Consider the following 20274-nt stretch of genomic DNA (forward strand, 5'->3'; position numbering starts at 1 on the left):
TCGCGGCGGGGCCCCTGCAGGGAGGCCGTTCCAGACGGTCACCTGCGACACCCCGTCGGCTCCGGCCGGCGGGGTGTCGCCGTGTCGGGGGCCCGCCGGGCGGCGCGGGGCGGTGCGGCACGATGGCGCCGTGCCGCTCGACCCCGCTCCCCGCACCGCACCGGCGACGGTCGCACCCGGCCCCCGCGCCATCCTGACGGTTACCGGTGCCGACCGGCCCGGCGTCACCGCCCGGTTGTTCGCCGCGCTCGCCGAGGGCGCCGACGGCGTCCCGCGGGTCGAGGTGGTCGACGTCGAGCAGGTCGTCGTGCACGGGCAGCTGGTCCTCGGGGTGGTCCTCGGCAGCGCGCCGGTCGAGGGGCCGGCCGGGGGGCACACCGAGGAGGCCGCCTTCCTCGCCGGGCTCGGCCGCCTGGCCGCCGGGGTCGCCGCGGCCACCGGCGTCCGGGTGGACGTCGAGTCGGCGCCCGACCGCGGCGCCGGCGCCACCCGCGCGGGGCGCCCGCACCACGTCATCCTGCTCGGCCGGCCGGTGCCCCCGGGCGCGGTCGCCGGCGCGGCCACCGCGATCGCCGGGCTGGGCGGCAACATCGACGCGATCCGCCGGCTCTCCGACTACCCGGTCACCAGCTTCGAGCTCACCGTCTCCGGCGCCGAGGCCACCGCGCTGCGCACCGCCCTCGGCGCCGTCGCGGCCCGCACCGGCGCCGACATCGCCGTCGAGCAGGTGGGCCTCGCCCGGCGCAGCAAGCGGCTGATCGTGCTCGACGTCGACTCCACGCTGGTCCGCGGCGAGGTGATCGACGAGCTCGCCGCCCGCGCCGGCCGGGCCGCCGAGGTCGCCCGCATCACCGCCGCGGCGATGAACGGCGAGCTCGACTTCGCCGAGTCGCTGCGCGCCCGCGTCGGCACCCTCGCCGGGCTGCCGGTGGAGGTGCTCGACGAGGTCCGCGAGCACCTGGAGCTGACCCCCGGCGCGCGGACGCTGATCCGCACCCTGCAGCGGCTGGGGTTCCGCTGCGGCATCGTCAGCGGCGGCTTCACCCAGGTCACCGACCCGCTGGCCGCCTCCCTCGGCCTCGACTTCGCCGCGGCCAACACCCTCGAGGTGGCCGACGGCCGGCTCACCGGCGGGCTGGTCGGCGAGATCGTCGACCGCGCCGGCAAGGCCCGGGCCCTGGTGCGCTTCGCCGCCGAGCACGGCATCCCGCTGGAGCAGACGGTGGCCGTCGGCGACGGTGCCAACGACCTCGACATGCTCAACGCCGCCGGGCTGGGCATCGCCTTCAACGCCAAGCCGGTGGTGCGCGAGCAGGCGCACACCGCGCTGAACCAGCCCTACCTGGACGCCGTCCTGCAGGTCCTCGGCTTCACGCGGGACGAGGTCATGGACGCGCTCTGACGCGATGTCGTCTGTCGGCCTACCGGCCTCCACCGCGGCCACGTGCCGTCCCCGACCTGCGCTGAAGCCCTGCCACGACGTCCCGAGCGGGAGCCTCCGGCCCCGCGCTCGGTCCGCCGTCCTCCGCAGGGCGGCTCACCTCGCGTCGCCTCAGGGGCGGGGGACCTCTCCCTCCAGCTCGACGCCGGCGGTGCGCAGCTGCTCCAGGGCCGCCTCGGTCGAGGCCTCGGCCACCCCGGCGGTGAGGTGCAGCAGCACCCGAGTGGCGAACCCCGCGGCGACGGCGTCCAGGGCGGTGGCCCGCACGCAGTGGTCGGTGGCGATGCCGACGACGTCGACGGCGTCCACCCCGTGCCCGCGCAGCCAGTCGGCCAGCGGCGTCCCGCCGGCCCGCCCCTCGAAACCGGAGTAGGCGGCCGCGTGTTCGCCCTTGTCGAACACCGCCTCGATCGGGTCGCGGTCCAGCGCGGGGTGCAGCTGCTCGCCGCCGCTGCCGACCACGCAGTGCGCCGGCCACGTCTCCAGGAAGTCCGGCTGCTCGGCGAAGTGGCCGCCGGGGTCGACGTGGTGGTCCCGGGTGGCGACGACGTGGGCGTAGCCGCCGGCGTGCACGTGGGCGCTGATCGCCGCCGCCACGGCCGCGCCGCCGGCCACCGCCAGGCGGCCGCCCTCGCAGAAGTCGTTCTGCACGTCGACCACCACCAGCGCGCGGGTCATCGCGGCTCCTCCGTCCGGGCTCAGGCCGTCACCGTCTCCAGCACCGGTTCCCCGCGGGACAGCGCCCATGCCTCCGCCGGCAGCGCCTCCCGCACCCGGCGGTGGTGCGCGGCCGCCGCGGCCAGCGCCTCGGCCGGCGACACCGGGGCCACCACCTCGCCGCCGCGCACCAGGTCGACCACCAGGGGCCGGTCGCCCGCCCGCGGCTCGACCGGACCGCTGCTCACCACCTCGGCGGTCGCCGTCCCGTCGGCGTCGTGCCGGCGCAGGGCGGTCTTGCGGCCGCCGGTGGAGTTCTTGCCCTCCGACCGCTTGGCCACCGGCACCCCGTCGCGCTCCACCAGCTTGTAGACCATGCCGGCGGTCGGGGCGCCGGAGCCGGTCACCAGCGAGGTGCCGACGCCGTAGCCGTCGACCGGGGCGGCCATGAGCCCGGAGATGGCGAACTCGTCGAGGTCGCTGGTCACGATGACCCGCGTCGCGGTGGCACCCAGCTCGTCGAGCTGCCGGCGGGCCGCGGTGGCCAGCGTCGGCAGGTCGCCGGAGTCCAGCCGGATCGCGCCCAGCTGCGGACCGGCCACCTCGACGGCGTTGCGGATGCCCTGCACGACGTCGTAGGTGTCGACCAGCAGCGTGGTGCCCACGCCGAGGGCCTCGACCTGTGCGGCGAAGGCGGCCTTCTCGTCGTCGTGCAGCAGCGTGAAGGCGTGCGCGCTGGTGCCCGTCGTCGGCACGCCGTAGCGCCGCCCGGCTTCGAGGTTGGAGGTGGAGACGAAGCCGACCAGGTGCGCGGCGCGGGCCGCGGCGACGGCGGCCTGCTCGTGGGTGCGGCGCGAGCCCATCTCGATGCAGGGCCGCTCGCAGGCCGCGGCCACCATCCGCGCGGCCGCCGAGGCGATGGCGCTGTCGTGGTTGAGCACGGAGAGCACCAGCGTCTCCAGGAGCACGCCCTCGGCGAAGGGTGCGCGCACGGTGAGCACGGGCGAGCCGGGGAAGAACAGCTCGCCCTCGGCGTAGCCGCAGACGTCGCCGCCGAAGCGGAAGTCGGCCAGCCAGTCGAGCAGCCCGGCGTCGTCCAGGCCCTGCTCGCGCAGCGTGGCCAGCTCGTCGTCGCCGAAGCGGACGTGCGGCAGCGCCTCGAGCAGCCGCCCGGTGCCGGCGACGACGCCGTAGCGGCGGCCGTGCGGCAGGCGCCGCGCGAACACCTCGAACACGCAGTCGCGGTCGGCTGTGCCGTCGGCGAGGGCGGCGGCGACCATGGTCAGCTCGTACCGGTCGGTGAGCAGAGCGGGACCCGTCGGCATGGCACCGGAGCCTAGGTCGGCCGGGGCGGGCCGACCCGCTGAGCCGCGGGGGACGCCGTCCTATGGTGGTCCGATGGCCGGACCCCTGGCGCCGACACGGACGCCCGAGACCACGGTCGAGGAGACCGCCGACCTCGACCGGCCCTGGGTCACCATCGTCTGGAACGACCCGGTGAACCTGATGACCTACGTGACCCACGTGCTGCGGGAGCTGTTCGGCTACGACGAGCCGACGGCCACCACGCTCATGCTGCAGGTGCACCACGACGGCAAGGCGGTCGTCAGCTCCGGCCCGCGCGAGCGGATGGAGCACGACACCAGCCGGCTGCACGCCTACGGCCTGTGGGCCACCTACCAGCAGGACGCATGAGGCCCTTCCGCCGCAAGCGCGACGACGTCGTCGCCCGCCTCGAGCCGGCCGAGGCCGGCATCCTCGGGCTGCTCCTCGACCAACTCGAGCAGCTGCTCACCGCCGATGCCGACGACGTCGACGGCGACCCGGTGGTGGCGCGGCTGCTGCCGGCCGGGCACCGCACCGACCCGGAGATCGCCGCGGACTACCGCGAGCTCACCGAGGCGGCGCTGCGCTCGGGCAAGACCGACGACCTGGCCGCCGTCCGCGCCTCCCTGCCCGCCACCGGCGGCGAGGTGCGGCTGGACCCGGACCAGGCGGGAGCGTGGCTGCGCACCACCAACGACCTGCGGCTGGCCCTGGGCGCGCGCATCGGCGTCACCGAGGAGACCGAGCCGCCGGAGGACCCCACCGGCGAGGAGGGCCAGCAGCTGGCCGTCTACTACTGGCTCACCGCGCTGCAGGGGTCGCTCGTCGACGCGGTCGCCGCCGGTCGCGACGGCCGAAGGTGAGCAGCACCAGCACCGCGAGCAGCAGGTCGAGGACGAAGAACACCGACACCAGGCTGGGCATCTCCAGGTCGCGCACCCACGCGCCGACGGCGCAGACGAGGACCACCGCCGACAGCAGCAGGACCAGCAGCCAGGTGAGCGCGCGCGAGGTCACCAGCAGCACCAGCGAGACCCGGTCGGCGGTGACGTCGCTGCTGTAGTGGCCCGCGCGCCGGGTCAGTCCCTGGGCGCCGAGCCACAGCGCGGGCAGGGCGAGCAGCGTCACGCCGAGGACCATGAGCAGCTCGAGCACCACGGGTCCGCACCGTATCGGTGGACGGCGGCGCGCGGCCCGGGCCACCGCCCGGGAGCGGGGGCCGGCGGCCGCCTAGACTGGGCACCGTGCTGCGCATCGACCGCGCGACCTACGACGCCATCGTGGCCCACGCCCGGGAGGACCACCCGGACGAGGCCTGTGGCGTCGTCGCCGGCCCCGAGGGCAGCGACCGCCCGGAGCGGTTCATCCCGATGCTCAACGCCGCCCGCTCGCCGACGTTCTACGAGTTCGACTCCGGCGACCTGCTGCGGCTCTACCGGGAGATGGACGACCGGGACGAGGAGCCGGTGGTGATCTACCACTCGCACACCGCCACCGAGGCGCACCCCTCGCGCACCGACGTCAGCTACGCCTCCGAGCCGAACGCGCACTACGTCCTCGTCTCCACCCGCCTCCACGGCGACCGGACCGGGCTCGAGGGCGACGAGGTGGAGTTCCGCAGCTTCCGGATCGTCGACGGCCAGGTGACCGAGGAGGACGTCGAGGTCGTCGAGTCCTACCTGTTCGGCCACTCGCCGACCACCGTCGTCTACGACTGAGCGGGCACCCCCTCGCCCCCACGACGCGCTCGGCACGCCGCGGGACCCTGCGAGGGGGCCGACCGCGCGGAATCGTCGCCCGGTCCCCGGCGTTACGGCCACAGACCCGCGCCGCACCCGTGGCGCTCCTGCACGTCCCCGACACCCCTTCTCGAGGAGAACCGCACACCATGGCCATCGAGGTCCGGATCCCGACCATCCTGCGCACCCACACCGGCGGCAGCAAGACCGTCGAGGGCAGCGGGGACACCCTGGCCGCCCTCGTCGACGACCTCGACGCCAAGCACCCCGGCCTCAAGGGCCGCCTGGTGACCGAGGAGGGCAAGCTGCACCGCTTCGTCAACGTCTACGTCAACGACGAGGACGTGCGGTTCACCGGCGCCCTCGACACCCAGGTCAAGGACGGCGACTCCGTCACCATCCTCCCGGCGGTCGCCGGCGGCTGCTGACGCCGTCCTGCCGCATCCCCCCGACTCCCCGGAAGAGCTCTGAATGGCCCGCTTCGCCTCCCTCGTCGACTCCCTCGGTGGCACCCCGCTGGTCGGGCTGCCCTCGCTGTCGCCGACGCCCGACGTGCGGCTGTGGGCCAAGCTCGAGGACCACAACCCCACCGGGTCCATCAAGGACCGCGCCGCCATCTCGATGATCGAGACGGCGGAGAAGGAGGGGAAGCTCTCGCCGGGCGACACCATCCTCGAGCCGACCAGCGGCAACACCGGGATCTCCCTGGCGATGGTCGCCCGGCAGCGCGGTTACCGGCTGGTCTGCGTGATGCCGGAGAACACCTCGGTGGAGCGGCGGCAGCTGCTGGAGATGTACGGCGCGCAGATCATCAGCTCGCCGGCGGCCGGTGGCTCCAACCAGGCGGTGGCGGTGGCCAAGGAACTGGCCGCCGAGCACGACGACTGGGTGATGCTCTACCAGTACGGCAACCCGGCCAACGCCGAGGCGCACTACACCGGCACCGGCCCGGAGATCCTCGCCGACCTGCCCTCGATCACCCACTTCGTCGCGGGCCTGGGCACCACGGGCACGCTCATGGGCTGCTCGCGCTACTTCCGCGAGCACAAGCCCGGCGTGCAGGTGATCGCCGCCGAGCCGCGCTACGGCGAGCTGGTCTACGGCCTGCGCAACATCGACGAGGGCTTCATCCCCGAGCTCTACGACCCCTCGCTGCTGGACTCGCGGTTCTCCGTGGGCCCCGAGGACGCCATCCACCGCACCCGGCAGCTGGTCGAGCGCGAGGGCATCTTCGCCGGCATCTCGACCGGGGCGATCCTGCACGCCGCCCTCGGCGTCGCGGACAAGGAGGTCGCGGCGGGGCGCCGGGCCGACATCGTGTTCATCGTCTGCGACGGCGGCTGGAAGTACCTGTCCACCGGCGCGTACGCCGGCACGCTGGAGGAGGCGACCTCCGCGCTCGAGGGCCAGCTCTGGGCCTGACGACCGGGCTGCGCTGGGCGACGGCGTGCGCACCGCGGCCGCCGGGTCGGTGCCGGCCGCCGACGGCTAGCCTGGCGCGCGCCATGGGGAGCGAGCGGGTGGACGAGGAGTGAGGCTCACGGTGGTCGGCTGCTCCGGCAGCGGTCCGGGGCCGACGTCGGCGGCCTCCTGCTACCTGGTCGAGCACGACGGCTTCCGGGTGCTGCTCGACCTCGGCAACGGGGCGTTCGGGGCGCTGCAGGCACTGGCCGACCCCGACACCGTCGACGCGGTCTACCTCTCCCACCTGCATGCCGACCACTGCCTCGACGTCGCGCCGCTGGTGGTCTGGCACCGCTACTCCGGCCGCGCCTCCGGCCGCCGGTTGCCGCTGATCGCCCCGGCCGGTGCCGACCGGCGGCTGGCGCGCGCCTACGACGTCGACGGCGCCCCGCTCACCGACGTCTTCGACTTCGCCGTCACCCCGGTGTCGGCCGTGCTCGGGCCCTTCCAGGTGCAGACGGCCCGCACCGCGCACCCGGCCGAGTGCCACGCCATCCGGCTGACCGCGCACGGCAGCTCGCTCGTGTACACGGGCGACACCGGGCCCTGCCAGGCCGTCGTCGACCTCGCCCGCGGCGCCGACGTGCTGCTGGCCGAGGCCGCCCACCCCGAGCGCGACGGCCTCCCGCCGGACCTGCACCTGACCGGCCGCCAGGCGGGCGAGGCGGCGGCCGCGGCCCGGGTGCGCCGGCTGCTCGTCACGCACGTCCCGCCCTGGGTCGACCCCGCGGCCCAGCTGGCCGGCGCGCGGGCGGTGTTCCCGAGGGCCGAGCTGGTCCGCCCCGGCGCCACCTACGACGTCTGAGCGGTCCCGCGCGACGATCAGGTGACCTGATCATCGAGTGTCCGACCGGACCGTGGGACGTCGGGTGGGACGCGCTGCGGTGCGGTAGGTCGCTCTGCGGTGAGGTCGGTCTTGCCGCGGCCCCGGCAGGCGGGCACGGTGGGCCGGTGGTCGACGACGAACGGGACGGCGTCCGGCTGACCAGCCTCGACGCGCCGCTGGGCGACGGTCTCGGCGTGACCAAGGGCGACCTGGTCGACCACCTCGACGCCTTCGCCGACCGCCTGGTGCCGCAGCTGGCGGGCCGGCCGCTGTCGGTCAAGCGCGTGCGGCCCGGCCAGGAGCCGTTCATGCAGCGCAACGTGGCCAAGGGCGCCCCGGAGTGGGTGCGCACCGTCCCCGTCTGGTCGTTCGGCGCGCACCGCGAGGTGCACCAGGTGCTCTGCGACGACCGCCGCACGCTGCTGTGGCTGGCCAACCAGCGGGCCGTGGAGTTCCACGTCCCCTTCTTCCTCGCCGGCGCGGAGGCCGAGCCGACCGGCATCGTGCTCGACCTCGACCCGCCCGAGGACGCCGACTTCGCCGTCGTCGTGCGGGCCGCGGAGCTGGTGCGGCGGGCGCTGGCCGACGCCGGGCTGGCCGGGGCGGTCAAGACCAGCGGGTCCAAGGGCGTGCACGTCGTCGTCCCGGTGCGGGGCGTTGGCCCCGAGGACGCCGCGGCCGCCACCCGCGCGCTGGCCGCCCGCGCGGCCGCCCTCGACCCCGACCTGGCCACGACCGCCTACATCCGCGAGGACCGGCACGGGCGGGTCTTCCTCGACTCCACCCGCTCGGGCTCCTCGACGATCGTCGCCGCCTACAGCCCCCGCACCCGCCCCGGCCTGCCGGTGTCGGCGCCGGTCGCCTGGGCGGACCTGCCCACCGTGCGGCCCGGTGACGTCACCGTGGCGACGGCGCCGCAGCGGCTCGGGGACGGCGACCCGTGGACGGCGCTGCTGCCGGACCCCCAGGAGCTGCCCGCCGACCTGGTCGCCCAGGGGCACACCATCCCGGTCGCCCGGGTGGCCGCGATGCACGAGGGCAAGCGGCGGGCGCGGGCCAGGCGGGCTGCGGAGGGCTGACCACCGACGATCCGCCCTCCGCCGTCCACAGGGGGTGTGCCCGTCCACCACGGGGTGCGCGCGGACGCGTCCTGTCGGTGCCGGCCTCCAGGCTCTCGGCCATGAGCACGGACCCGCAGACCACCGCCTGGCTCGACCAGGAGGACGCCCACCTCGCCGCCGTCATCCGCCGCGCCCGCTTCGCCGTCCAGTACGTCGGCCCGGGGGAGGGCCCCGCCGAGCCCGCCTTCGGCTACACGATCGGCCTGTTCGGCCTCGGCCACCCCGAGGTCGTCGTGGTCGGCCGGGGTGCGGCGGCGACGCACGCGCTGCTCGACGCGGTGGCCGGGCAGGTCGTCGCCGGCCGGTCGCTGGTGCCGGGCGAGCGGGTCGAGGCCGCCGGCGAGGTGCTCGTGGTCGAGGAGTGCCCCAACCCCGGGGAGGTCCTGCTCGGCGCCAACCGCTTCTACCAGCGCCCGGCCGAGTACTCCGTGCCGGCGCAGCAGTTGGCGTGGGCCTCGCCGCCGGGCTGCTGGCCGTGGGACGCCGGCTTCGACGGCGGGGCGCACGGTCAGCCGCGGCCGGGCACCTGGACGGCGTGAGGGCCGGCGGCGGCTCAGCCGACCGGCCGCTCGCTGCGGTCCTCCGACCAGAGGGTGTGGAAGGAGCCCTCCCGGTCGACGCGCCGGTAGGTGTGCGCTCCGAACAGGTCGCGCAGCCCCTGCACCAGCGCGGCCGGCAGCCGCTCGGCGCGCAGGCCGTCGTAGTAGGCCAGGGCGCTGGCGAACCCCGGCGCGGGGACCCCCGCGCGCACGGCCTCGACGACCACGGTGCGCCAGCCCTCCTGGCACTGGGCCACGGCGTCGCGGAAGTAGGGGTGCACCAGCAGCGTGGTCAGGCCCGGGTCGTCGGTGAAGGCCTGCCGGATCCGGTCGAGGAAGCGCGCGCGGATGATGCAGCCGCCGCGCCAGATGGTGGCCAGCGCCGCCCGGTCGACGTTCCACCCGTGCGCCTGCGCGCCGGCGGCGATCTGGTCGAAGCCCTGCGCGTAGGCGACGACCTTGGAGGCGTAGAGCGCCTGGCGCACCGCCTCGACGAAGCCGTCGCGGTCGCCCACCGGCTCCGGCGGTGCGGCCGGCCCGGGCAGCACCCCGCGGGCGGCCGCCCGCTGCTCGGCGTGCCCGGACAGCGCCCGGGCGAACACCGCCTCGGCGATGCCGCTGACCGGGACCCCCAGGTCCAGGGCCGACTGCACCGTCCAGCGTCCGGTGCCCTTCTGCTCGGCCTGGTCGAGCACCACATCGACGAAGGGGCGGCCGGTGTCGGCGTCGACGTGCCTCAGCACCTCGGCGGTGATCTCGATCAGGTAGGAGTCGAGGTCGCCCTCGTTCCAGCCGGCGAACACCTCGCCGATCTCGGCCGGCGACATCCCCAGCCGGAGCCGCAGCAGGTCGTAGGCCTCGGCGATGAGCTGCATGTCGGCGTACTCGATGCCGTTGTGCACCATCTTCACGAAGTGGCCGGCCCCGTCGCCGTCGACGTGCGTGCAGCACGGCGTCCCGTCGACGACGGCGGCGATGCTCTCCAGCAGCGGACCGACCAGCGCGTAGGCCTCGGCCGAGCCGCCCGGCATGATGCTCGGCCCGAGCAGGGCGCCCTCCTCGCCGCCGCTGATGCCCGCGCCGACGAAGTGCACGCCCTTCTCGGCGCAGGCCGCGGTCCGCCGGATCGTGTCGGTGTAGCGGGCGTTGCCGCCGTCGACGAGCACGTCGCCGGCCTCCAGCACCGCCATCAGCTCCTCGACCACGGCGTCGGTCGGCGCCCCGGCCTGCACCATGACGACCACCCGGCGGGGCCGCTGCAGGGCCGCGACGAACTCGTGCACCGAGCCGGTGGCGACGAACTCGCCCTCGTCCCCGTGCGCGGCCAGCAGCGCGTCGGTGCGCGCCCGCGTGCGGTTGTGGACCACGACCCGGCAGCCGTGCCGGGCGAGGTTGCGGGCGAGGTTGGCGCCCATCACGGCCAGCCCGGTCACACCGATCTCTTGGCTCATGCCCCGCCATGCTGCCGCACCGGGTGGGCCGCGAGAAGGGCGCGGGCGCGCCGCACCGGTGCCTGCCGCGTCGGGGCCGGGCCGCGGGACCCGGTCGCGGGCCGGCAGTGTCCGCGCAGGTCACCGCGGCCCTAGGCTCGACGGCGTGATCGCGCCCCCGGACGAGGTGATCCGCCAGGCTGCGCACACCCTGCTGCGCGAGGAGCGCCTGGACACCACCGTGCTCGCCGCCCAGCTGGGCATCTCGCGGGTCACCCTGTTCCGGCGGGTGGGCAACCGCGACGCCATCCTCGGCGAGGCGCTGTGGTGGCTGGCGGAGCGCACGCTGCACCGGGCCGTCACCGACCACGACGCCCGGTCGGCCGACCTCCGCGAGCCCGGCCGGCTGCGCAGCCTCGTCGTCATCGAGGACTACCGCAGCCTGCTCGGCACGGCGCCCTCGCTGCGCCGGTTCCTCGACGACGAGCCGGCCACCGCGATGCGCATCCTCACCGACCCGCGCGGCCGGGTGCAGCCGCGGCTGGTCGAGGCCTACACGGCCCTGTTCGAGCGTGACGTCGAGGAGCTCGGGCTGGTCCCCGACGTGCCGCTGCCGCTGCTGTCCTACGCGGTGGTGCGGCTGGGGGAGTCGTTCCTCTACTCCGACGTCATGGTCTCCCGCGAGCCCGACCTCAAGGCCGCGGCCACGGTGTGCGACGCGCTGGTGACCGGTGTGCTCGGCGTCCGGTCCGGCTGACCGGGCCGGCTGACCGTGCTCAGCCCAGGCCGAGGTCGCGGCGCAGCTTGGCGACGTGCCCGGTGGCCTTGACGTTGTAGGCGGCCCGCTCCACCCGGCCCTCGGCGTCGATGACGAACGTCGACCGGATGACGCCCTGCACCTCCTTGCCGTACAGCTTCTTGGTGCCGTACGCGCCGTAGGCGGTCAGCACCCGCTTGTCCGGGTCGGAGACCAGCGTGATGCCCAGGCCCTCCTGCTCGCGGAAGCGCTGCAGCTTCTCCGGCGGGTCGGGCGAGATGCCGATGATGTCCAGCCCCGCCTCGGCCAGCTCGCCGGCGGCGGCGGTGAAGTCGACCGCCTGCGTGGTGCAGCCGGGGGTCAGGGCGGCGGGGTAGCAGTAGACGATCACCCGGCGGCCGCGGTGGTCGGCGAGCGACACCGGGGTGCCGTCGGCGTCGGGCAGGGTGAAGTCCGGGGCCGGGTCGCCGGGCGCGAGGCGGATCGGGGCGGGCGCGGTCTCGGTCATGCCCGGCATCCTGCCGTGCGCGGGTGACCGGACGGCAGCGGGTCGGCGCTACCCGGCGAGGAAGGACAGCCGGACGTGGCGCTGCGGGTTGTCCCGGTTGGTGTCGACCAGGCAGATCCGCTGCCAGGTGCCCAGCTGCAGCCGCCCCTCCAGCACCGGCACGCTGGCGTGCGGCGGCACGAACGCCGGCAGCACGTGGTCGCGGCCGTGCCCGGGGCTGCCGTGCCGGTGCCGCCAGCGGTCGTCGCGGGGGAGCAGCTCGTCGAGCTGGGCGAGCAGGTCCTCGTCGCTGCCCGAGCCGGTCTCGATGACCGCCACGCCCGCTGTCGCGTGCGGGACGAAGACGTGCAGCAGCCCGTCGCCCTCGCCGCGGACGAACTCCTCGCACTCCCCGGTCAGGTCCACCACCGCAGACACCCCGCCGGTCCGCACCGCCCGCAGCTCCGATCGCATCGCGACATTGTCGTCCTCCCGGACGACACCGCTGTCACGGCCGCCCTGACGCCAGCCCGGCCGCGACCGCCTCGCCGGGCGGGAGGCGGTGCGGCCGCGTCGTTAGGCTCGGCGTCCGTGACCCGCCCCGACGGCCGCACGGCCGACCAGCTCCGCCCGGTGACCATCACGCGCAACTGGCTCGACCACGCCGAGGGGTCGGTGCTCGTGGAGTTCGGCCGCACCCGGGTGCTGTGCGCGGCCAGCGTCACCGAGGGCGTCCCGCGCTGGCGCAAGGGCTCGGGGCTGGGCTGGGTCACCGCCGAGTACGCCATGCTGCCGCGCGCCACGCACACCCGCGGCGACCGCGAGTCGGTCAAGGGCCGCATCGGCGGGCGCACCCACGAGATCAGCCGGCTCATCGGCCGCTCGCTGCGCGCCTCGATCGACCTGGCCGCGCTGGGCGAGAACAGCATCGCCCTCGACTGCGACGTCCTCCAGGCCGACGGCGGCACCCGGACGGCGGCCATCACCGGTGCCTACGTCGCGCTGGCCGACGCCGTCTCCTGGCTCGGCGAGCGCCGGAAGCTCTCGCGGAAGAACGCACTCGTCCAGTCCGTGGCCGCGGTGAGCGTGGGCGTCGTCGACGGCGAGCCGCGCCTCGACCTCGCCTACGAGGAGGACGTGCGGGCGGGCACCGACATGAACGTCGTCTGCACCGGCGAGGGCGGTTTCGTCGAGGTGCAGGGCACCGCCGAGGGCGCCGTCTTCGACCGGCCGACCCTCGACGCGCTGCTCGACCTCGCCGTCGCCGGCTGCGCCGAGCTCACCCGCGTCCAGCAGGAGGCGCTGCAGTCGGCGGGTGCGGCCCGGTGAGCACCCGACTGCTGCTGGCCACCCGCAACGCCGGCAAGCTCGCCGAGCTGCAGCGGCTGCTGGAGAGCGCCGTCCCCGGCGTCGAGGTGGTCGGCCTCCGCGACGTCGACGAGTACCCCGAGGCCCCCGAGACCGGCGCGACCTTCGCCGAGAACGCGCTGCTCAAGGCCCGGGAGGCGGTCCGGTACACCGGCCTGCCGGCGGTCGCCGACGACTCCGGCATCACCGTCGACGCGCTCAACGGGATGCCCGGCGTGCTCTCCGCGCGCTGGTCGGGCCGGCACGGCGACGACCCGGCCAACACCGCGCTGCTGCTCGGCCAGCTCGCCGACGTCCCCGCCGAGCGCCGGGGGGCCGCCTTCGTCTGCGCCGCCGCCCTGGTCACCCCCGACGGCAGCGAGCACGTCGTCGAGCGGCAGTGGCGGGGACAGGTGGTGCGCGAGCCGCGCGGGAGCAACGGCTTCGGCTACGACCCGGTGTTCCTGCCCGACGGCCTCGAGCTCACCGCCGCCGAGCTGGCGCCGCAGGACAAGGACGCCCGCAGCCACCGCGGCCAGGCCTTCACCGCGCTGGTGCCGGTCGTCGCCCAGGAGCTGGCCGGGAGCTGAGCCGGCTCAGCTCCCGGCCGACCAGCTCACGAAGGCCTCCGCCGCGGCGGCGAGCGCGGGCGGGAAGGCCAGCACCAGCCAGGCGGCGAGCACCCGGTCGGTGCGCCACCGGCCGCGCAGCCGGCCCGGCGCCGGGGGTTCGGCCGCTCCGGCGGCCCGGGCGGCCTGCCACGCCTCCACCCGCACCCAGCCCGGCGCGACGCCGCAGACCAGGGCGAGGACCACCGTGGCGGCGAGGGTGGGCGGGAGGCTCCCGGGCACGAGCAGCACCACCCCGGCGAGCCCCGCGCCGGCCACGAACCCGGCCACGGTCACCGCGCCGAGGCAGAACACCGCGGCGGACACGGCGGCGAGCACCGCGGACGCGCCGGCCAGCACCTCGGCCGCGGGGCGGTCGAGCAGCAGCAGGGCGCCTGCGGCGAGCGCGACGAGGACCGCGCCGGCGAGCGTGACGCGGGCCAGGGGCACCGGCGTCGGCGGGGCGGCGGCCGGGACGGCGGGCACGGCGGCGCTCACCGGGGACCCCCGGCGGTCAGGTCGGCCCAGCCCAGCCGCTCGGGGCGGTCGTCGCCGGCCACCGCGACGGGCGGCTCCTCGCGCACGTGGCTGGACAGCCCGTGCGTCGTCTTCTCCCAGTAGAAGGGCCGGGTGAGCAGCTGCCAGGCCGCCTTGTACGACGCGACCGAGTGCAGCAGCCAGTACAGCGGCGAGAGCAGCGCGAAGGGCACCAGGCCGTAGCTGCGCCGCTTGAAGCCGGCCAGCAGCGACAGGTAGACGATCACGCCGTTGCCGAGGACGAGGTTGGCGGTGCTCACCCACAGCAGCCACTCCGGCAGCACCGGCAGCAGCGCACCAGGGGCGGCGAGCTGCACGAGGAACAGCGCGTACAGCCACGGGGTGAGCAGGAACATCGCCGGCGTCCCGCCGATGAGCAGACCGAAGCCGGCGGCCTGGCGCGGCCCGACGGTGCGCACCAGGTGCAGCGGGCGGCGGGTGTGCACCAGGACGGTCTGCATGTAGCCCTTGATCCAGCGGCTGCGCTGCCGGACCCAGTTGCCGACGGCCATGTTGGCCTCCTCGTACGTCGTCGAGTTGACGACGGCGACGCGGTGGCCGCGGGCGGAGGCGCGGATGCCGAGGTCGGCGTCCTCGGTGACGTTGAACGGGTCCCAGCCGCCGAGCTCCCGCAGCAGGTCGGTGCGGAAGTGGTTGCTCGTGCCGCCCAGGGGGATCGGCAGCCGCAGCCGGTCGAGGCCGGCGAGGGTGTAGTCGAACCAGGACGAGTACTCGAGGGTGAACATGCGGGTGAGCACGTTCTCCCGGGCGTTGAAGTAGTTCAGCGCCGCCTGCACGCACACCAGGTCCTCACCGCCCGTGCGGAAGGCGACGACGGCCTTCTTGAGCTGGTCGGGGTCCGGCCGGTCCTCGGCGTCGTAGATGACGACGTGCTCGCCGCGGGCGAAGGCCAGGCCCACGTTGCACGCCCGCGGCTTGGTCTTGGGCAGCGAGTGCGGGACCACGACGATGCGCACCAGGTCCGGCGGCGCGGCGGCCAGCGCGGCCTCCAGCGTCTCGGGGTCGTCCTCCTCGAGCAGCAGGAGGATCTCCGTCTTCTCCCGCGGGTAGTCCAGCGCGGCGAGGTTGCGCATGAGCAGCCCGACGATGCCGGCCTCGCGGTAGACCGGGACGAGGATCGTGTAGCGGGGCAGCTCGTCGTCGGTGAGCGCGGCGACCTGGGCGTCGGTGACCTGCTCGACGGTCTCGTAGGCCGTCCCGACCGTGCTGATCACCGCCTTGGCGCCGACCGCCAGCGCGACGACGACGTTGACCGCCGCCACCAGCACCGTCGCGGTGGACGCCGGCGCCAGCACCAGCCCGACGGCGGTGGCCAGCAGCAGCGCGGCGGCGACGGCGACCTGCGGCCACACGAACACCGTGGACGCCGACTCCTCGGGTCGCCGCTCGGCCAGCGAGCTGACCGCGTCGTGCACCAGCTCGTCGCGCCAGACCGTGCGCAGCGCCCGCTGCACGTCCCAGTCGGTGGTCACCACCTGCCGGACGCGGGGGATGCCGGTGCGGCCGGCCACCTCGGCCTCGACGTGCGCCGAGGGCCGGCCGGCGGTGGCGACGACGACCCGCTCCTGTCCGTCCTCGTCGCGCTCGACCTCCAGCGGCAGCCACAGCTCCCGGGCCAGCAGCGCGGCCGGGAACAGCCGGGCCAGCTCCGGGTCGACCTGCACGGGGTCGACGAAGGCCAGGTCGGTGCCCCACACCTCGGCGAGGGCCACGTAGAGCTGCCGGCGGCTCACCAGGCCCCGGGCGAGCAGCACCGAGCCCAGGGGTTCGCCGACCCGCCGTCCCTGCGCCAGCGCGTCGGTGAGCTGCGTCGGCGTGAGCGCGCCCTGGTCGACGAGCACGTCGCCGAGGCGGCGCTCGGTCCGCCGGGCGGGGAGCGGCAGCGGGGAGGCCGCTCGGGCGCGGTCGGGCCGGAGCCGGGGCGGGGGAGCGGTCACCCCGGGGACATCGGCGGGTGGCCGGGCCCGGTCCAGACAGCGGCCGGCGCGCTCACCCGCAGGGGTGGGGCACCGATCCGGCCCGGGACCGGCCGCGGGCGGCTAGGGTCCGCCGGCGCGGGCGGCGGCGCCCGCGGAGGAGGCCGGGGTGCGCGCGGACCGCAGGGCGTGGACGACGGGGCTGCGGCCCGGGCCGGTGGGCTACCGGCGGGCGGAGGTGCTGCGCGGGGGGTTCGGTGCGCTGGCCGGCATCGCGCTGGCCGGGGTGACCGCCTCGGCGGTGCCGGGCGGGCCGGCCGGGCTGCCGTGGATCGTGGCCCCGATGGGCGCCACCGCCGTCCTGCTGTTCGCCGCGCCGGCCAGCCCGCTGGCCCAGCCGTGGCCGGTGCTGGCCGGCAACACCGTCTCGACGCTGGTCGGGGTGGCCGCCGGCAAGCTGGTCGACGACGTCACCGCGGCCGCCGCGGTCGCCGTCGCGGTGGCGATCCCGCTGATGATGGTGCTGCGCTGCGTGCACCCGCCCGGCGGCGCCTGTGCGCTGTTCACCGCGGTCGGCGGGGCGGCGGTGCACGACCACGGCTGGGCGTTCGTGCTGTGGCCGGTCGGCGTCGACACCGTGGTGCTGCTGCTGGTGGCCGCGCTGGTGAACAACCTGACCGGCCGGCCCTACCCGCACGTGCCCGAGCCGCCGCCCCCGCCCGGTGCCGACGCGCCGCCCACCGAGCGGGTCGGGCTGCGCACCGAGGACGTGCGGGCGGCCATGGACCGCCTCGACCGCGGTCTCGACGTGATGCCCGGCGACGTCCTGGCGCTCGTGCGGGACGCCGAGGCGCACGCGCTGGACCGCCGGCTCGGGCAGCTGCGGGTCGGTGCGGTGATGGCGCGCGACGTCCGCACGGTGCAGCCGCAGGAGACGCTCTACCGGGCGCGGATGCTGATGAACCAGCACGCGGTCAAGGCGCTGCCGGTGGTCACCGACGACCGCCGGGTGGTCGGCATCGTGACCGTGTACGACCTGTTCAATCTCGACGTCGCCGCGCTGGACCCGGTGTCGCGGGTGATGAGCAGCCCGGTCAGCACCGTCGGTGCGGACACCCCGGTGTCGGAGCTGGTGGGGCTGATGGCCGACCGCGGGCTGCGGCACCTGCCGGTGGTCGACGACGACGGCCGGCTGGCCGGGATCGTCACTCGCGCCGAGCTGGTCGCCGTCCTGCACCGGGCACTCGTCGACGCGCAGCAGGCGTAGGAGGCCCGCCCCGCGCCGGGCGCGGGGCGGGCCTCCTGTGCCTGGGGTCAGGCGGTGGGCGAGGCGCCCGCGGTGCCGGCGCCGGCCTGCGGCTCGCCGTCCGACGAGCCGCTCTGCCCGGAGCCGCTGCCGGAGCCGCCGTCGGTCCCGCTGCCGGAGTCGGTGCCCGAGTCGGTGCCGGAGTCGGCGCCGGAGTCGTCGTCCGTCGTGGGCGAGGACTCCGACGTCGAGGTCGCCGGCGTCGGCGTGCCGTCCTCGGTGCCGTCCTCCTGCGTGCCGTCGTCCTCGGCGCCGTCCTCCGGGGCCTCCGACGAGCTCGGGGCCTCGGTCGTCGGGCCGGCCGGCGCGGTGCCGTCCGTGTCGTCGGAGGAGTCCTCGTCGCCGGCGGCGCCGGAGCCGGAGGACCCCGACGCGATCTCGCCCAGCGTGGTGGACGACGACGCGGTCTGCGCACCCACCAGCGCCGACACCGGCTCCTTCGAGACGAGCTCGATGCCGGTCACGACCGCCATCCCGAGCACGAAGACCCCGGCGGCGTAGGCGGCCACCCGCGGCCAGCGCACCCGCTCGAGCACCGGCGGGCGGCGCCGCGGCGCGGGACGTCGCGGGTCGAGGTGGGCGGGCAGGACGGCGGTGGCCGCGTCCGGGTCGGGGGCCGACCGGCGGGTCAGCTGCTCGCGGGCCCGGCGCAGCTTCTCGTTGGTGCGGTTGAGCGACTCGCTGTACAGCGCGGCGCCGACGGTGCTGACGACGCTGGCGAGCGCCGCGCCGACCACCGTGCCGGCGACGCCGAAGAAGGACAGCACCACGGCGGCGGAGACGGCGGCCAGGGCGCCGGCGGCCACCTGCACGGCGCTGATCGGCGGCTTGGGCTTCTCGTCGGGGGCGGGAGGGTCGGTCTGCTCGGTGCGCGGGGAGGTCATGGGCTCCGACGGGTCGGGTCCGGAGGACGAGCGGTCGGGGAGTAGCCCGGGTGCGAGCACGCCGTCGTGCGACCGGGCCGGCCCTCCCAGACTACGGCCGCCGGCGTCGGCGTTTCGCGGATCCCGGGCGTGGCGGCGCCCTGACCTGGACAAATGCGGTGCTGTGACATGGGCTACGCCGAGAGGCCCGGTCCCGGGATCCCCGCTCGTCCGCGTGCGGGAGGCGGGAGTCGAACCCGCACGCCCGGAGGCACCAGATCCTAAGTCTGGCGTGGCTGCCGTTACACCACTCCCGCGTGGCCGCCGAGTCTAGGTGCCGTCGCGAGTGGGTGCCGTCGCCCGGCCGGGTGCCCCGGATCGGCCGGAACGGGCCGGTCGGCGCGGTGTCTGGCAGGCTGTCGCCGTGCCCCGCGACCCACGAGAGATCCAGCTGGAGATCGACGCCGCCCGCGAGTCGCTGGCGGCCACCCTGGACCAGCTCGCCTTCCGGGGCAGCCCGACCCGGCTCAAGGCCCAGGGCCAGGCCGCGGTCGTCCGCTTCCTGCAGTCGCCCGCGGGCAAGGCCGCGATGGGCGGCCTGGGCCTGCTCGCCACGCTGACGGTCGTGCAGAAGGTCCGGCACCGCCGCACCGCCGGCCGCCGGGTCCAGCGCCGGAAGCGCTGACCCCTCCGTGCGCCCGCCGCGCCGCGACCCGGTCGGCCCGGGGCAGGAGTCGGTCTGGGACTACCCCCGCCCGCCCTCGGCCGAGGTGACCCCGCGCCGCGTCGTCGTCGAGCTCGGCGGCCGGGTGGTCGCCACGACCGACCGAGCGGTGCGGGTCTGCGAGACCAGCCACCCGCCGGTGTACTACGTGCCCCGGGAGGACGTCGCCGACGGCGTGCTCGAGCGCGCGTCCGGCACGTCGTGGTGCGAGTGGAAGGGCGCGGCCACCTACTGGGACGCCGTCGTCGACGGCCGCCGCTGGCCCGCGGTGGCCTGGTCCTACGAGCAGCCCACCGCCGGTTACGAGCACCTGCGCTCGGCGGTGGCCTTCTACCCGAGCAGGGTCGACCGGGCGCTGGTCGACGGCGAGCAGGTGCGCGCCCAGGCCGGGGACTTCTACGGCGGCTGGATCACCGACGACGTCGTCGGCCCGTTCAAGGGGCAGCCGGGCACGCTGGGCTGGTGAGGGTCAGCGGGTGCCGCGCACCAGCGGCAGCACCACCGTCTGCAGCACCTCGTCGGCGTAGGCGGTGTCCACCGGCTCGCGGGTGACCAGCCAGCGCTGCACGAACAGCGCCGTGGTGGCCTCGGCGGGGATCGACTGGGGGAGCCCCGGGCCGACCTCGCCGCGCGCCTGCGCGCGCTCCCACGTCTGGTCGTAGGCCCGCCGCCAGACCGCCAGCGGACCCTCGCGGAAGGCCTCGGCCAGCGCGTGCTCGTGCTGCATGGCCGCCAGCAGCGACCGGGTGGCCGCGCCGACGGGGCTGGCCATCATCTCCACCATCCGGTGCACCAGGGAGCGGAGGTCGCCCTCCAGGGACCCGGTGTCGGCGGTGACCGTCCACGCCCGGTTGACCTCGGAGACGGTGTCGACGACGAGGTCCTGCTTGGTGCGCCACCGGCGGTAGATCGTCGCCTTGCCGACGCCGGCCTCGGCCGCGACGGCGTCCATCGTCAGCGCCCCGTAGCCCACCTCGCCGAGCAGCCGCAGGATGGCCGCCCGGATGACGTCGTCCCGGCTGGGGTCGCGTGGCCGTCCGCCCCGGCCGGCACGGGGAGGCTGCTCGGCGAGAACTGCGGCTGGCATGCGCGCACCCTAGAGCCTGGGACCCCCGGGGACGGGCGTCCGCTGCGCGCTGCGAGCAGCGGTCCGGAGCGATCCGGT

25 protein-coding genes and 1 tRNA gene are annotated in these 20274 nt (G+C 75.9%); 15 read left to right on the forward strand and 11 right to left on the reverse strand.

What is annotated here, in order from left to right; genetic code table 11:
- The first annotated feature begins 130 nt into the window (after positions 1–130).
- Entirely contained in the window at positions 131–1402 is a 1272-nt protein-coding gene (gene serB / locus BLQ97_RS10085; protein ID WP_091365609.1) for a phosphoserine phosphatase SerB, read from the forward strand.
- A gap of 150 nt (positions 1403–1552) precedes the next feature.
- On the opposite strand, the gene BLQ97_RS10090 is transcribed toward serB, so the two are convergent.
- Together BLQ97_RS10090 and BLQ97_RS10095 are read right to left on the reverse strand one after the other, a co-directional pair.
- Positions 1553–2119, reverse strand: a complete 567-nt coding sequence (locus BLQ97_RS10090) for an isochorismatase family protein (protein ID WP_091365610.1) — start codon at positions 2117–2119, stop codon at positions 1553–1555.
- Between the two features lie 20 nt (positions 2120–2139).
- Positions 2140–3423, reverse strand: a complete 1284-nt coding sequence (locus BLQ97_RS10095; RefSeq protein WP_091365611.1) for a nicotinate phosphoribosyltransferase — start codon at positions 3421–3423, stop codon at positions 2140–2142.
- A gap of 73 nt (positions 3424–3496) precedes the next feature.
- Here BLQ97_RS10095 and clpS point away from each other — a divergent pair, with 73 nt between their 5' ends.
- Positions 3497–3793: an ATP-dependent Clp protease adapter ClpS gene (clpS, locus tag BLQ97_RS10100; protein WP_091365613.1), complete on the forward strand. Its 297-nt coding sequence runs from the start codon at positions 3497–3499 to the stop codon at positions 3791–3793.
- On the forward strand, positions 3790–4287 hold the full coding sequence (locus BLQ97_RS10105; RefSeq protein ID WP_091365614.1) for a DUF2017 family protein: 498 nt from the start codon (positions 3790–3792) through the stop codon (positions 4285–4287). Before clpS ends, BLQ97_RS10105 begins: the two co-directional genes overlap by 4 nt.
- On the opposite strand, the gene BLQ97_RS10110 is transcribed toward BLQ97_RS10105, so the two are convergent.
- The gene (locus BLQ97_RS10110) at positions 4226–4582 is read right to left on the reverse strand and encodes a hypothetical protein (protein WP_091365616.1); all 357 of its coding nucleotides are present in this window, start codon (positions 4580–4582) and stop codon (positions 4226–4228) included. The genes BLQ97_RS10105 and BLQ97_RS10110 overlap by 62 nt on opposite strands.
- Before the next feature lie 86 nt (positions 4583–4668).
- Between BLQ97_RS10110 and BLQ97_RS10115 the strand changes: the two genes are divergently transcribed.
- From BLQ97_RS10115 to BLQ97_RS10140, 6 genes are all read left to right on the forward strand, one after another.
- Positions 4669–5142 carry a M67 family metallopeptidase gene (locus BLQ97_RS10115; RefSeq protein ID WP_091365618.1) on the forward strand — a complete coding sequence of 158 codons (474 nt, stop codon included), beginning with the start codon at positions 4669–4671 and terminating at the stop codon, positions 5140–5142.
- 170 nt (positions 5143–5312) lie between these two features.
- Positions 5313–5591 (forward strand): MoaD/ThiS family protein, encoded by a 279-nt coding sequence (locus tag BLQ97_RS10120; RefSeq protein ID WP_091365620.1) that lies wholly within the window; start codon positions 5313–5315, stop codon positions 5589–5591.
- Positions 5592–5634: 43 nt separating this feature from the next.
- Positions 5635–6585 (forward strand): PLP-dependent cysteine synthase family protein, encoded by a 951-nt coding sequence (locus BLQ97_RS10125; protein WP_091365621.1) that lies wholly within the window; start codon positions 5635–5637, stop codon positions 6583–6585.
- A 109-nt stretch (positions 6586–6694) separates the two neighbouring features.
- Entirely contained in the window at positions 6695–7432 is a 738-nt protein-coding gene (locus BLQ97_RS10130) for an MBL fold metallo-hydrolase (protein ID WP_091365623.1), read from the forward strand.
- A gap of 146 nt (positions 7433–7578) precedes the next feature.
- Positions 7579–8532, forward strand: a complete 954-nt coding sequence (gene ligD / locus BLQ97_RS10135; protein ID WP_091365625.1) for a non-homologous end-joining DNA ligase LigD — start codon at positions 7579–7581, stop codon at positions 8530–8532.
- 101 nt (positions 8533–8633) lie between these two features.
- Positions 8634–9113, forward strand: a complete 480-nt coding sequence (locus tag BLQ97_RS10140; protein WP_091365839.1) for a DUF4262 domain-containing protein — start codon at positions 8634–8636, stop codon at positions 9111–9113.
- Between the two features lie 14 nt (positions 9114–9127).
- On the opposite strand, the gene gndA is transcribed toward BLQ97_RS10140, so the two are convergent.
- Entirely contained in the window at positions 9128–10564 is a 1437-nt protein-coding gene (gene gndA, locus BLQ97_RS10145; RefSeq protein WP_091365626.1) for an NADP-dependent phosphogluconate dehydrogenase, read from the reverse strand.
- A gap of 145 nt (positions 10565–10709) precedes the next feature.
- Here gndA and BLQ97_RS10150 point away from each other — a divergent pair, with 145 nt between their 5' ends.
- Positions 10710–11300, forward strand: coding sequence for a QsdR family transcriptional regulator (locus BLQ97_RS10150; RefSeq protein WP_217637124.1), 591 nt, complete (start codon positions 10710–10712; stop codon positions 11298–11300).
- A gap of 19 nt (positions 11301–11319) precedes the next feature.
- On the opposite strand, the gene bcp is transcribed toward BLQ97_RS10150, so the two are convergent.
- Complete coding sequence (bcp, locus tag BLQ97_RS10155; protein ID WP_091365628.1) at positions 11320–11808, reverse strand: thioredoxin-dependent thiol peroxidase; 489 nt, start codon at positions 11806–11808, stop codon at positions 11320–11322.
- 48 nt (positions 11809–11856) lie between these two features.
- Positions 11857–12261: a YjbQ family protein gene (locus BLQ97_RS10160; RefSeq protein ID WP_091365629.1), complete on the reverse strand. Its 405-nt coding sequence runs from the start codon at positions 12259–12261 to the stop codon at positions 11857–11859.
- A 117-nt stretch (positions 12262–12378) separates the two neighbouring features.
- Here BLQ97_RS10160 and rph point away from each other — a divergent pair, with 117 nt between their 5' ends.
- A complete protein-coding gene (gene rph, locus BLQ97_RS10165) occupies positions 12379–13116 on the forward strand; it encodes a ribonuclease PH (protein WP_091365631.1) in 738 nt (245 codons plus the stop codon).
- On the forward strand, positions 13113–13724 hold the full coding sequence (gene rdgB, locus BLQ97_RS10170) for an RdgB/HAM1 family non-canonical purine NTP pyrophosphatase (RefSeq protein WP_091365632.1): 612 nt from the start codon (positions 13113–13115) through the stop codon (positions 13722–13724). The genes rph and rdgB overlap by 4 nt, the downstream gene beginning before the upstream one ends.
- 6 nt (positions 13725–13730) lie before the next feature.
- Here the strand turns inward: rdgB and BLQ97_RS10175 are convergent, their stop codons facing one another.
- Positions 13731–14240 carry a hypothetical protein gene (locus BLQ97_RS10175; RefSeq protein WP_091365634.1) on the reverse strand — a complete coding sequence of 170 codons (510 nt, stop codon included), beginning with the start codon at positions 14238–14240 and terminating at the stop codon, positions 13731–13733.
- Positions 14237–16237, reverse strand: coding sequence for a glycosyltransferase (locus BLQ97_RS10180; protein ID WP_217637125.1), 2001 nt, complete (start codon positions 16235–16237; stop codon positions 14237–14239). The genes BLQ97_RS10175 and BLQ97_RS10180 overlap by 4 nt, the downstream gene beginning before the upstream one ends.
- Positions 16238–16385: 148 nt before the next feature.
- Here BLQ97_RS10180 and BLQ97_RS10185 point away from each other — a divergent pair, with 148 nt between their 5' ends.
- Complete coding sequence (locus BLQ97_RS10185) at positions 16386–17483, forward strand: HPP family protein (RefSeq protein WP_091365636.1); 1098 nt, start codon at positions 16386–16388, stop codon at positions 17481–17483.
- Positions 17484–17530: 47 nt separating this feature from the next.
- Here the strand turns inward: BLQ97_RS10185 and BLQ97_RS10190 are convergent, their stop codons facing one another.
- Together BLQ97_RS10190 and BLQ97_RS10195 are read right to left on the reverse strand one after the other, a co-directional pair.
- Positions 17531–18406 (reverse strand): hypothetical protein, encoded by an 876-nt coding sequence (locus BLQ97_RS10190; RefSeq protein ID WP_091365637.1) that lies wholly within the window; start codon positions 18404–18406, stop codon positions 17531–17533.
- Between the two features lie 215 nt (positions 18407–18621).
- Positions 18622–18702, reverse strand: a tRNA-Leu gene (locus BLQ97_RS10195).
- A gap of 107 nt (positions 18703–18809) precedes the next feature.
- On the opposite strand from BLQ97_RS10195, the gene BLQ97_RS10200 reads away from it, so the two are divergent.
- Together BLQ97_RS10200 and BLQ97_RS10205 are read left to right on the forward strand one after the other, a co-directional pair.
- Complete coding sequence (locus tag BLQ97_RS10200) at positions 18810–19070, forward strand: DUF3618 domain-containing protein (protein WP_091365638.1); 261 nt, start codon at positions 18810–18812, stop codon at positions 19068–19070.
- 7 nt (positions 19071–19077) lie between these two features.
- Entirely contained in the window at positions 19078–19575 is a 498-nt protein-coding gene (locus BLQ97_RS10205; RefSeq protein WP_091365639.1) for a DUF427 domain-containing protein, read from the forward strand.
- 3 nt (positions 19576–19578) lie between these two features.
- On the opposite strand, the gene BLQ97_RS10210 is transcribed toward BLQ97_RS10205, so the two are convergent.
- On the reverse strand, positions 19579–20196 hold the full coding sequence (locus tag BLQ97_RS10210; protein ID WP_091365640.1) for a TetR/AcrR family transcriptional regulator: 618 nt from the start codon (positions 20194–20196) through the stop codon (positions 19579–19581).
- Between the last annotated feature and the right edge of the window lie 78 nt (positions 20197–20274).

Origin of the sequence: Geodermatophilus telluris (genome assembly GCF_900102745.1) — a bacterium.
GTDB lineage: Bacteria > Actinomycetota > Actinomycetes > Mycobacteriales > Geodermatophilaceae > Geodermatophilus > Geodermatophilus telluris.